The organism is Pseudomonas folii, from assembly GCF_014357575.1.
Lineage (GTDB): Bacteria > Pseudomonadota > Gammaproteobacteria > Pseudomonadales > Pseudomonadaceae > Aquipseudomonas > Aquipseudomonas folii.
Genome location: NZ_JACONW010000154.1, coordinates 1 through 12325, shown reverse-complemented (window position 1 = coordinate 12325; position 12325 = coordinate 1). Strand labels below are relative to the sequence as shown.

The window sequence follows — 12325 nt, the reverse complement described above, 5'->3', positions numbered from 1 at the left end:
CTAAAATGTTCGCTCCTACCGTGGCATGTGGCGATTCAGCAAGGCTGATCGAAACCTTCAGCCAGATGCAGGTCCTTGAGCTTCACGTAATTGGCGGCACTGTACGGAAAAAAGGCGATTTCCTTTTCGGTCAGCGCACGGACCTGCTTCACCGGGCGGCCGACGTAGAGAAAGCCACTTTCCAATACTTTGCCCGGCGGCACCAGACTCCCTGCGCCAATGATCACCTCATCTTCAACCACGGCGCCGTCCATGATCGTGCTGCCCATGCCGATCAGGATGCGATTGCCAATGACGCAGCCGTGCAGCATGACTTTGTGGCCGATGGTGACTTCATCGCCAATCAGCAGCGGAAAGCCGTCCGGGTTGAACGGCCCGGCATGGGTAATGTGCAATACACTGCCGTCCTGCACGCTGGTACGGGCGCCGATACGGATGCGGTGCATGTCACCGCGAATCACCGTCAGCGGCCAGACAGAGCTGTCAGCACCGATTTCGACATCGCCGAGGACAACGGCCGAATGATCGACAAAAGCCCGGTCGCCAAGCGCTGGCGTGTGGTTCTGGAACGTGCGAATCGCCACGATAGGCTCCTTCTTTGGCGCTGATAGCTGCGGACCGCGCCGATTGTAATTAAGATGCGTGGGTGTTTCTTCCAGCCAAGGTGCAAAACCGTGAGCGCGAACAACCCTCTTCTGCAATCCTACGACCTGCCACCTTTTTCGGCGATTCGTGCCGAGCATGTCAAACCTGCCATTGAACAGATTCTTGCCGACAACCGCGCCGCGATTGCCGAGATCCTCGTCAAACAAGGCTCGCAGCCTACATGGGCCGGGCTTGTATTGGCGATGGACGAACTCAATGACCGCCTCGGCGCCGCCTGGAGTCCGGTCAGTCACCTGAATGCCGTGTGCAACAGCGCCGAGCTGCGTGAAGCCTACGAGTCGTGCCTGCCTGCGCTGAGTGCCTATTCCACTGAAATGGGCCAGAACCGCGAGCTGTTCCAGGCGTTTGAAGCGCTGGCCAACAGCCCTGAAGCGGCTGGCTTTGATGTGGCGCAGAAAACCATTCTTGAGCAATCGCTGCGTGATTTTCGTCTGTCGGGCATCGACTTGCCGCCAGAACAGCAAAAGCGCTACGCCGAAGTGCAGAGCAAGCTCTCGGAACTGGGCAGCCAGTTTTCCAACCAGTTGCTCGATGCTACTCAGGCCTGGACCAAACTGGTCACCGACGAAGCGTCCCTGGCTGGCCTGACCGAGTCCGCCAAACAACAAATGGCGGCGGCCGCCAAGGCCATGGATCTGGACGGTTTCCTGATCACCCTGGAGTTTCCGAGCTACTACGCGGTGATGACCTACGCCGAAGATCGCGCCCTGCGTGAAGAAGTTTATGCGGCGTACTGCACCCGGGCCTCTGACCAGGGCCCGAATGCTGGTAAGAACGACAATGGCCCGGTGATGGAGCAGATCCTCGATTTGCGTCAGGAACTGGCTCAGCTGTTGGGTTTTGCCAGCTTCTCCGAGTTGAGTCTGGCTACCAAGATGGCCGAATCCAGCGATCAGGTGCTGACGTTCCTGCGGGATCTGGCCAAGCGCAGCAAGCCGTTTGCTGCTCAGGATCTGGAACAGCTCAAAGCTTATGCGGCTGAACAAGGCTGCCCGGACCTGCAAAGCTGGGACAGCGGCTTTTATGGCGAGAAACTCCGTGAGCAGCGCTACAGCGTTTCTCAGGAAGCGTTGCGTGCCTACTTTCCGATCGACAAAGTGCTGGGCGGGCTGTTCGCCATTGTTCAGCGTCTTTACGGCATCGAAATCGCCGAACAGAAAGGCTTCGATACCTGGCATCCAGACGTGCGTCTGTTTGAGATCAAGGAAAATGGTCAGCACGTTGGACGTTTCTTCTTCGACCTGTATGCCCGTGCCAACAAGCGCGGCGGTGCGTGGATGGACGGCGCTCGCGACCGTCGCCGTACTGCTGAAGGTCAATTGCAGAGCCCGGTGGCGAATCTGGTTTGCAACTTCACCCCAGCGTCGCCTGGCCAGCCTGCGTTGCTGACCCACGATGAAGTCACCACCCTGTTCCACGAGTTCGGCCACGGTCTGCATCACTTGCTGACCCGCGTTGAGCACGCCGGTGTGTCCGGCATCAACGGCGTGGCATGGGATGCTGTCGAGCTGCCGAGCCAGTTCATGGAGAACTGGTGCTGGGAGCCGGAAGGTCTGGCGCTGATTTCCGGTCATTACCAGACTGGCGAAGCGTTGCCACAGGACCTGCTGGAAAAAATGCTCGCTGCGAAGAACTTCCAGTCCGGGCTGATGATGGTTCGTCAGCTGGAATTCTCGCTGTTCGACTTCGAGCTGCATGCGACTCACGGCGATGGCCGTAGCGTGGCGCAAGTCCTGGAGGGCGTTCGCGACGAGGTGTCAGTGATGCGTCCGCCTGCTTACAACCGCTTCCCGAACAGCTTTGCGCATATTTTTGCTGGCGGTTACGCGGCGGGTTACTACAGCTACAAATGGGCTGAAGTGCTTTCAGCTGACGCGTTCTCGAAGTTCGAAGAAGACGGTGTGCTCAATGCCGAGACGGGTCGCGCCTTCCGTGAAGCGATCCTGGCTCGCGGTGGTTCCCAGGCACCGATGGTGCTGTTCGTCGACTTCCGCGGACGTGAGCCGTCGATTGACGCACTCTTGCGCCACAGTGGCCTGAGTGAGGATGCGGCAGCATGACCGAAACACCGGTAATCATTACCAAGAAGCGCTTCATCGCCGGGGCTGTCTGCCCGGCGTGCAGCGAGCCCGACAAGCTCATGATGTGGAGCGAAAACGACGTTCCCCATCGTGAGTGCGTGGGCTGCGGCTACAGCGACACGCTTAACGACCAAGGCAATTCAGTGCCCAAGGAGCTGGGCACACGCGTCAACAAGATCGCGGTCAAGGCTATCGATCCGAAGGTACAGGGGGTGCAGTTCTTCCCGAATCCGAAGCTGAAAAAGCCGGTTGATATGGGCTGACTGTTTGCTGCAAAAAAGGGTTCGCTCAATGAAGCGAACCCTTTTGTATTCGCGGCATAGCGGGTTGGCTATCGCGCTCCGTTGAAGTAACCGTGCGAGATTAATCCGTCCACACCTTTGCCTCTCTTCAGAATCTTGAAGTCGGCGTTTTCAAAGTTGCGATCAAAACTGCCTATGACGACAGGCGAACGAATATCGCGTTTGATGATAACTTCTGCCTTGCCCTGGGTGTCGTTGCCATCGGGGTGACCTCGTAGAACAAAGCTTGTACCTGCTTTGGCTTTGATGATTGTCGCGGAGCGAATTTCATCATTTGAGCAGCCGAAGCGACGACTTTTCATACCGAAACTATGAGTTGAGTTAAACGGCACCGTGCAGTCCAGGTTCTGGGTCGCGTTATTCCCTTCATGCATGGCGATGGCTGCATCTGAAAAATCCGCAGGCGTATGACTGATTTCCAAACGAGAGACCTTGCCATCTAATCCGTTATTACGCACGTACACTATTTGGTAGCTATTGTTGTTTTCTGTTCTTTCGAATGAGCGGATAACGATATCTTCGTTAAAGCCGATATTTCGCTTTATATCAATAATGGCATAATCATCGTATCGATGCCCATCCGAATTGTCATACACCGTGATTCGTGTTCCCGCCTTCATGCCCGAAATCGACATTGACCGTGCTTCGTCGTTCTCACAGCCTTGTGTTGGGAACTTCAATGTCTTGTTACCGGCAGGAATTGCGCAGACGGCGTCTTGTTTCTTGTCTGCATTATTTCCCTCCCAGAGATAGACGCCTCCCTCTGTAAGCGTCCTTGTATAATTAAACGTATCGCCGTTCTGGTAGTTGTTGATGCCGACAAAATGGGGCTTCACGCCACAGTTAGCCGTACGACGCATCAGATAGGTCAGATTATTGTCGTAAGCGGCAGAGTCAAAGACCGTAGAGGTCGCTGTGTGGAATTGATTCATCAGGAAAAGACGATTCCATTGCTTCCCTGTACTCTCGGCAACTTTTTGGGTGGCGAGAGGCAAGCTGTTCCAGCGCGTTGGACAAGACCAGTTGTGTGCTTTCTCAATGTTACTGGCCGCGGCCCCCATTGTGCTCCAGTGATTTTGGACGATCCAGTCCTGATCAAAAAGGACTGTGACAGTCCTGCCGTTGACGGTGTAGTCACGTGCGACCTCGCGCTTGTCCGTAAGCAGAATCAGGCGATTGTTGTTCTGTGCCATTGCTCCCATCGTTGGCCAGCCCGAAGTTGTGAAATTTTTCGGGTTGAACGAGTAGGTGGCCAGTTCGGGTAGTGCATTGAATACTTGCTGAAGATCCGCTTCCCCTACATAGGTTTCAAGAAATAAGGTTACAACCTCCGAGGGATTGTTTCTGAGAAACGGGATGAATTCATTTCTGAGCTGATTGGCCCATGGGCCATAACAAGCCGGTTCTCCTTTATGACATACTTTGATCCGGTTAGCGCCCTGCCGATTATTATCAACATAAAGGTCGAGCATAAAACCTCTCACGCCATCTCGTAACTGGCGGGGCATTTCAGCGAGGTTCTGGTTAATCTTTTCGTAAGCATTGTGGGTGGTAACCCAGTAATTCTGATCGAATGGCTTAGTCCTGTCGGGATTGATAATGATACTGCCAATGGGGGTGGGAGTATCAACGCCAACGCCGATGGCCACGGCATCGGCATTGACCTGCGCGCTTGTCATCGTTAACCAAAGCAACGATAGCCCCAGAAGAGGATTTATTTTATTAATGATTTTCACGTTTGAATTCCTTTTCATTTTACGCTCACCATCCTGGTGAGTGTTATTTCTTGTTGCTAGTGCAACCAGGCCCTGAAGTATTAGTTGATTTTTCCAGGTAATAAAAGCGGTGGGTTGTTACGCCATATTAGCGCTCAGTTAGTGGGCTCATTGGAAGTATTCCCTTTGAGCCTAGGACCCAGGAAGCCGCTGATCGGCTGTAGTGTCATGGCTAAGTCTCAAGGTGGCGGGGCCGGAAAAATTGTAATACTGTATTTATAGACAGTATCAAGGGGGGTCTCATGTCACTGATTTTCCCGCCTCGCGGCCGGGGCACGGCCAGCAACCCGCACAACCGCTTCGCGCCTAGCCGTTCATTGGCTGAGGACGACGGCTGGTATCAGGAAGTGCCGCTGACTCAAGGCACGCAGGTCACCAGCGAGACGGCCAAAAGCATCATCACCCGCAACAGCTCGCCTGACATTCCCTTCGATCGCTCGATCAACCCCTATCGTGGTTGTGAACACGGCTGCATTTACTGCTATGCACGGCCCAGCCATGCCTATTGGGATATGTCACCGGGATTGGATTTTGAAACGAAACTGATCGCCAAGACCAACGCCGCTGCAGTGCTTGAACAGCAACTGTCGAAGCCGGGCTATCGTTGTGCGCCGATCACTTTAGGAGCCAATACCGATCCGTATCAGCCTATCGAGCGCGAGTACAAAATCACTCGGGCTGTTCTCGAAGTACTGCTGCGTTATCGCCACCCGGTGACGATCATCACCAAAGGATCGTTGATTTTGCGGGATCTGGATCTGCTCGCCGAATTGGCAAAACAGAATCTGATCTCAGTATTCATCAGTCTGACCACACTGGACGACGAGCTCAAACGCATACTTGAGCCCCGAGCCGCCGCGCCCAAAGCGAGGCTGCGAGCGATTCGTGTGCTGCGCGATGCAGGTGTTCCGGTGGGGGTGTTGTGCGCGCCGATCATCCCGATGATCAACGACATGGAACTGGAAGCAATGCTCTCGGAGGCAAAGGCTGCCGGGGCATTGAGTGCAAGCTACGTGATGCTGCGCCTACCGCTGGAAGTTGCGCCGCTGTTTGAAGAATGGCTACACGCGCACTACCCGCAACGGGCAGAGCATGTGATGAGCCTGGTCAGGCAAGTACGTGGCGGTGAGGTTTACGACAGCCGTTTTGGCGTGCGTATGCGTGGCGAAGGCCCGTTCGCCGACCTCTTGGCGCAACGCTATCGGATGGCGATCAAACGGCTGGGGCTGAACAATCGGGAAAGTTTCAATCTGGATTGCGAGGCATTCTGCCCACCGGGTGGGCAGATGTCGTTGTTGTAGCGGCTAGTCCTGTTGGAGCGAGGCTTGCCCGCGAACGAGCCAACTCGTTGGGGCAGAAATATTGCGTCATCGTTCGTTCGCGGGCAAGCCTCGCTCCAACAGTTTCAGTTCCGCGCTGAAAGAACCTTCGCCTTACGCATCTTGATCCGGTAAGCCACCCCCAGAACAATCAGCCACGCCGGGAGCAGGAATACCGACAGCGAGATGCCCGGCGTGAAGTACATGATTACCAGAATGCCCAGCAGGAATACCAGGCACACATAGTTGGTCAGCGGGTAGCCCCAGCTTTGGTACTCAGTAACTTCACCGGCTTCGCGCTTGGCCTTGCGGAATTTCAGGTGGGTGATGCTGATGATGACCCAGTTCAGCACCAGCGCGGACACCACCAGCGCCATCAGCAGTTCAAAAGCTTTGCCAGGCATCAGGTAGTTGATGAGCACACACAGGCCGGTGGCAGTGGCTGATACGCCCAGCGCCAGTAATGGCACGCCGCGACGGTTCACCTTGAGCAAAGCCTTGGGCGCATTGCCCTGCATGGCCAGACCGAAGAGCATGCGGCTGTTGCTGTAAACGCAGCTGTTATAGACAGACAGCGCTGCGGTCAGGACCACGACGTTGAGAATCGTAGCGACCAGATTGCTGTCCAGGGCGTGGAAGATCAGCACGAACGGGCTGCCGCCAGTCACGACTTTTTGCCAAGGGTACAGAGAGAGCAGGATTGCCAGCGCGCCGACGTAGAAAATCAGGATGCGATAGATCACCTGATTGGTTGCCTTCGGGATGCTGGTTTTAGGGTTTTCTGCCTCGGCAGCTGTGATGCCGACCAGTTCCAGGCCGCCGAACGAGAACATGATGAAGGCCATCGCCATCACAAGCCCGTTGATGCCGTTCGGGAAGAAACCGCCGTATTGCCAGAGGTTGGCGACGCTCGCATCAGGTCCGCCAGTGCCGCTGGCCAGCAGCCAGGCGCCAAAGACAATCATGCTGATGATCGCGACGATCTTGATCATGGAGAACCAGAACTCCATCTCGCCGAAGATCTTCACGCTGGTCAGGTTGATCAGGTTGATGGCCACGAAGAAGATCGCTGCGGACACCCAGGTCGGCGTCTCAGGCCACCAGTACTGCACGTATTGGCCCACGGCAGTCAGTTCGGCCATGCCCACCAGCACGTACAGTACCCAGTAGTTCCAGCCCGACATGAACCCCGCGAAGCGACCCCAGTAACGGTTGGCGAAGTGACTGAAAGTGCCCGCGACAGGCTCTTCCACAACCATCTCGCCCAGTTGGCGCATGATGAAAAACGCGATCATGCCCGCGATGGCGTAACCGAGGATCACCGACGGGCCGGCCATGTTGATGGTGTGCGCAATGCCCAGGAACAGTCCCGTGCCGATGGCACCGCCCAGGGCGATCAGCTGGATATGCCGATTCTTGAGCCCGCGATGCAGGTGAGCGGCAGTTTTTTGTTCGTTCATAAAAGGTCCTGGCCCAGGTGAAGATACCGAATGGATACAAGCCGCCGATTGCAGGCTGCGGGGGCATTTTGCAAAACAGGTGCCACACCTTGGCCTTTGGTTTTCTCATACGTTGCAAAAGGATGACGCAGGCTACCCGCCATTGGCCAAGCGTCAAGCATAAACTGTTAGGCTTTGCGTCCGAAGCCTTTGAATTCCGACGGATTACTCGACCATGAAAGTCAACGAGATCGACGATTTTGATTTGAAGATCCTGACCCTGTTGCAGGCCAACGGGCGCCTGACCAATCAGGAGCTCAGTGACCTGATCGGGTTATCCGCGTCCCAGTGTTCGCGGCGTCGGATCGGTCTGGAGCAAGCGCAGCTGATCCTTGGCTATCACGCGCGGCTGGCCCCACAGGCCATGAATCTGGAAGTGGTGGCGATGGTCGAAGTCAAGTTGATCAGCCATCGACCGGAGCATTCAGAAGGCTTTCAGGCATTCATTGGCACCGAGGCTGCAATCATCGATGCGTACAAAACGACCGGCGATGCCGATTACAACCTGAAAACCGCTGTGGCCGACCTTGCCAGCCTCAATCAGCTGATGGCCAGAATTTCTGCGACGAATTGTGTTTCGCATCTCAAGACGTCGGTGGTCCTGGAGCGCTTGAAGGAAAACAATATAGCCACCGCATGAGGTGAGCCGCACTGTGTTGATTCATTTTCCCTGCTTTATGTACACGGTTGGTGCGTTTTTGTTTTGCTGATTGCGTGATCCGTGCGTTTTAAAAGCTTTATATGCGCAATCATCATGCTTTGTGTACGATGCGCGCTTGTTGTGTGAGCTTTGGCATTTCCCCCATAGCCTCGCTTTCCCCGTTATGTTGCGTCCAAGTCATGCCCGCGTTTTTTCATCAGGAGTTGTCTGCCATGTTTGCCCACGTTGAGTCCTATGCCGGTGATCCGATCCTGTCGTTGATGGATACTTATCAAAAGGATCCAAACGCCGAAAAGGTCAATCTCAGTATCGGTCTGTATTACGACGAGCAAGGGCAAATCCCGCGTCTGGCCTCTGCTGTAGAAGCCGAGCGTCAACTGCTCGAAGGCAAGCAGCCGCCATGCGTTTACCTGCCGATGGAAGGCCTGGCTCCTTATCGTCAGGGCGTGCAGGCATTGTTGTTCGGCGAGCAGCACCCCGCTCTGCTGGCCGGGCGCATCGCAACGATCCAGACCGTCGGCGGCTCGGGTGCATTGAAGGTTGGCGCAGACTTCCTGAAGTCGGCTTACCCGGACTCCCAGGTCTGGGTCAGCGATCCGACCTGGGAGAACCACCACGCGTTGTTCGGCGGCGCAGGCTTCAAGGTCAACACCTACCCGTATTTCGATGCCGCGACCGGTGGCGTGAATTTCGACGCCATGTTGGCTGCGCTGCAGGATTTGCCTGCGCACAGCATCGTCTTGCTGCACCCGTGCTGCCACAACCCCACAGGCGCGGACCTGACCACTGCCCAATGGGATCAGCTCATTGAACTGATCGGAGCCCGCAAGCTGATTCCTTTCCTGGACACCGCTTATCAAGGTTTCGGCGCGGGGATGAGTGCTGATGCCTATGCGATCCGGGCCATGACAGATGCCGGTCTGACGGTGCTGGTCAGCAACTCGTTCTCGAAAATCTTCTCGCTGTACGGCGAGCGGGTCGGTGGTTTGTCGATCGTCTGCCCTGATGCGGCCATGGCCGACAAAGTGCTGGGCCAACTCAAGGCAACCGTCCGCCGTAACTATTCCAGCCCGCCGAAACACGGCGCACTGGTCGTGTCCGCCGTACTTAACGACCCGACGCTGCGTGCTCAGTGGCTGGCCGAAGTGGAAGCCATGCGTGTGCGTATCATCGACATGCGCGTGAAACTGGTGGCAGCCCTCAAGGAAAAAATGCCACAACGCGACTTCAGCTATATCCTCACGCAGAGTGGCATGTTCAGTTACACAGGTTTCAGCAGTGCGCAGGTTGACCGGCTGAGAAACGAGCACGCCGTTTATCTGATCAGCAGTGGCCGGGTTTGCATGGCTGGGCTGAACGAGCAGAATCTGCCGAAGGTCGTCGAGGCTTTCAGTAGCGTTTGCGAGGGATAACGACAAATCAGGGTTGCAGTGCTGGTTAAACGCCACTATTGCCGTTGGGCTGTAACCCTTGATCCAGAGCGCTACATTCAGTTTCAGTTAAGTTTTGACGGTTAGCCTGTAAATCTGCATGACCCCGTTGGGCGCGGACAAAAAGGATTTGAACGCGAGGCCTGTAGTTAGGGTTGCAGCAAGAAAATCCACATCAATCCGTCAAGAGGATTAGACATGAGTGACATGGATAAGCAGGTTTCAGCTACGTCGGCAGACGTTAAGCCAAAGGCAGAAACTTCCGACGTAGCGCTGGCTCACATTGTTGAAGGCTTCAAACGTTTTCGCTCCGAAGTCTTCCCCGAACAGGAAGAACTGTTCAAGAAACTCGCAACGGCCCAGCAGCCGCGTGCCATGTTCATTACCTGTGCCGACTCCCGGATCGTGCCGGAGCTCATCACCAACAGCTCGCCTGGCGACCTGTTCGTGACGCGTAACGTCGGTAACGTAGTCCCGCCATACGGTCCCATGAACGGCGGCGTCTCCACCGCCATCGAATACGCCGTCATGGCACTGGGCGTTCATCACATCATCGTCTGCGGCCACTCCGATTGCGGCGCCATGCGCGCTGTACTCAACCCGCATACGCTGGAAAAAATGCCGACGGTCAAAGCCTGGCTGCGACACGCCGAGGTCGCCCGTACTGTTGTTGAAGACAACTGCAGTTGCACCGGCGAAAAAGAAACGATGCATGTCCTCACCGAAGAGAACGTCATCGCGCAACTTCAACACTTGCGTACTCACCCATCAGTAGCGTCGAAGCTGGCCAGTGGCGAGTTGTTCATCCATGGTTGGGTGTACGACATCGAAACCTGTGGCATCAAAGCCTACGATGCCGAAAAAGGTCGTTTCCTGGCGTTGGATGGCGACCATCCGACACCGGTGGCCACGCCGAAGTCTCGCTACTAAAAACGCGACTTTCACCTCGTTCAGACACCTGACGGTGCGCTCATCGCGCGCCGTGAGGCGTCGTCACGTCTGAAGAATCCCGGAGAGTCATCATGGGCCTCGCTCAATTGAAATCCGTTTTGCCCAGAGAGCTTCTCGCTTCTGTAGTCGTTTTTCTGGTTGCATTGCCCCTGTGTATGGGGATCGCCATCGCTTCCGGTATGCCACCGGCCAAAGGACTGATCACCGGCATCATCGGCGGCCTGGTGGTGGGTTGGTTGGCAGGCTCACCGCTGCAAGTCAGCGGTCCGGCTGCAGGCCTCGCGGTATTGGTCTTCGAGGTGGTCCGCGAACATGGCATGGCCATGCTCGGCCCGATCCTGCTGCTGGCGGGTGTGCTGCAGATACTTGCGGGGCGCTTCAAACTCGGTTGCTGGTTCCGCGTGACAGCCCCGGCGGTGGTCTACGGCATGCTTGCCGGTATCGGTGTGCTGATTGTGCTCTCTCAGGCGCACGTCATGTTTGATGGCGGGCCTAAACCGTCCGGTCTGGATAACCTTATTGGCTTCCCTTCTACCCTGATTCAGGCCATCGGCCCGGGCAGCGGCATGCAGGCAGGTGCCCTTGGTCTGGGTACGATTCTGGTGATGTGGGTCTGGGACAAATTTCGCCCTCAAACGCTGCGCTTCGTACCGGGCGCGCTGTTGGGTGTCGGCCTGGCGACCTTTGCCAGTATCGCTCTGGCGATGCAGGTCAAGCGTGTGGAAGTGCCGGATAACCTCGCTGAAGCCATCGACTGGCTGCGTCCGGCCGACCTGATGAACCTCGCTGATCCTGCGATTCTGATTGCTGCCTTCGCTGTCGCCTTTATTGCCAGCGCCGAAACCTTGCTCTCGGCAGCCGCGGTAGACCGGATGCATGACGGCCAGCGCTCGGACTTCGATAAAGAGCTGAGTGCTCAGGGCGTCGGCAATGTGCTCTGCGGTCTGGTGGGCGCATTGCCAATGACGGGTGTTATCGTGCGCAGTTCTGCCAACGTTCAGGCGGGTGCCAAGACACGTATGTCGGCGATGTTCCACGGCTTGTGGCTGCTGGCGTTCGTATTGTTGCTGTCCAGCGTGCTGCAAAGCATTCCGGTGGCGAGTCTGGCGGGTGTGTTGGTGTACACCGGCTGCAAGCTGGTGGACCTCAAGGCGTTTCGTGGTCTGGGCCGTTATGGCCGGATGCCGATGTTCACCTATGCGGCTACCGCTGCGGCGATCATCTTCACGGATCTGCTGACGGGTGTACTGGTCGGTTTTGGTCTGACTCTGGTCAAGCTGGCGCTGCAAGCTGCACGGTTGAAGATCAACCTGGTACCGATGGAAACGGAAGGCGAGTTTGAGCTGCGCATGGTGGGTTCCGCTACCTTCCTGAAAGTCCCTGCGCTGACCAAGGTGCTGGAGACTATTCCGGCGGGCAGCAAGGTCTATGTGCCGATGAGTAACCTGAGCTACATCGACCACTCCTGCCTTGAGCTGCTGGAAGAATGGGGTCGCGCCAATGCTGCGCAAGGCTCGCGCCTGATCATCGAATCGCGTGGGTTGAAGCGCAGGCTGGAAGGTCGGTTGACGACGACTACCGGGATCGGGTCAGCGGCTTCGCAGGCTTGAGGTCGTAAACATCAACTGAACTCGACCCTGT

At 56.3% G+C, this 12325-nt stretch carries 10 protein-coding genes; 7 read left to right on the top strand and 3 right to left on the bottom strand.

The features are described 5' to 3' along the window. Positions 1-35: 35 nt before the first annotated feature. Positions 36-584, bottom strand: a complete 549-nt coding sequence (locus tag H8S59_RS22630; protein WP_187522870.1) for a gamma carbonic anhydrase family protein — start codon at positions 582-584, stop codon at positions 36-38. Between the two features lie 90 nt (positions 585-674). Here H8S59_RS22630 and prlC point away from each other — a divergent pair, with 90 nt between their 5' ends. Together prlC and H8S59_RS22620 are read left to right on the top strand one after the other, a co-directional pair. Continuing rightward, entirely contained in the window at positions 675-2726 is a 2052-nt protein-coding gene (prlC, locus tag H8S59_RS22625; RefSeq protein ID WP_343073080.1) for an oligopeptidase A, read from the top strand. Further along, positions 2723-3010 (top strand): YheV family putative zinc ribbon protein, encoded by a 288-nt coding sequence (locus H8S59_RS22620; RefSeq protein WP_187522868.1) that lies wholly within the window; start codon positions 2723-2725, stop codon positions 3008-3010. The genes prlC and H8S59_RS22620 overlap by 4 nt, the downstream gene beginning before the upstream one ends. A 68-nt stretch (positions 3011-3078) precedes the next feature. On the opposite strand, the gene H8S59_RS22615 is transcribed toward H8S59_RS22620, so the two are convergent. Continuing rightward, positions 3079-4785 (bottom strand): phosphoinositide-specific phospholipase C-related protein, encoded by a 1707-nt coding sequence (locus H8S59_RS22615; RefSeq protein ID WP_187522867.1) that lies wholly within the window; start codon positions 4783-4785, stop codon positions 3079-3081. Positions 4786-5066: 281 nt separating this feature from the next. Here H8S59_RS22615 and H8S59_RS22610 point away from each other — a divergent pair, with 281 nt between their 5' ends. Next, positions 5067-6125, top strand: coding sequence for a PA0069 family radical SAM protein (locus tag H8S59_RS22610; RefSeq protein WP_095093181.1), 1059 nt, complete (start codon positions 5067-5069; stop codon positions 6123-6125). 104 nt (positions 6126-6229) lie between these two features. On the opposite strand, the gene H8S59_RS22605 is transcribed toward H8S59_RS22610, so the two are convergent. Further along, positions 6230-7603, bottom strand: coding sequence for an amino acid permease (locus tag H8S59_RS22605; protein WP_187522866.1), 1374 nt, complete (start codon positions 7601-7603; stop codon positions 6230-6232). A 214-nt stretch (positions 7604-7817) separates the two neighbouring features. Here H8S59_RS22605 and H8S59_RS22600 point away from each other — a divergent pair, with 214 nt between their 5' ends. The 4 genes from H8S59_RS22600 (at position 7818) to H8S59_RS22585 (ending at position 12294) form a co-directional block, all read left to right on the top strand. After that, a complete protein-coding gene (locus tag H8S59_RS22600) occupies positions 7818-8282 on the top strand; it encodes an Lrp/AsnC family transcriptional regulator (protein ID WP_095093183.1) in 465 nt (154 codons plus the stop codon). A gap of 233 nt (positions 8283-8515) precedes the next feature. Then, entirely contained in the window at positions 8516-9715 is a 1200-nt protein-coding gene (locus H8S59_RS22595) for an amino acid aminotransferase (protein WP_187522865.1), read from the top strand. 225 nt (positions 9716-9940) lie between these two features. Further along, positions 9941-10663 (top strand): carbonic anhydrase, encoded by a 723-nt coding sequence (locus tag H8S59_RS22590; protein WP_371856684.1) that lies wholly within the window; start codon positions 9941-9943, stop codon positions 10661-10663. Positions 10664-10755: 92 nt separating this feature from the next. Beyond that, complete coding sequence (locus H8S59_RS22585) at positions 10756-12294, top strand: SulP family inorganic anion transporter (RefSeq protein ID WP_095093186.1); 1539 nt, start codon at positions 10756-10758, stop codon at positions 12292-12294. Positions 12295-12325 lie beyond the last annotated feature (31 nt).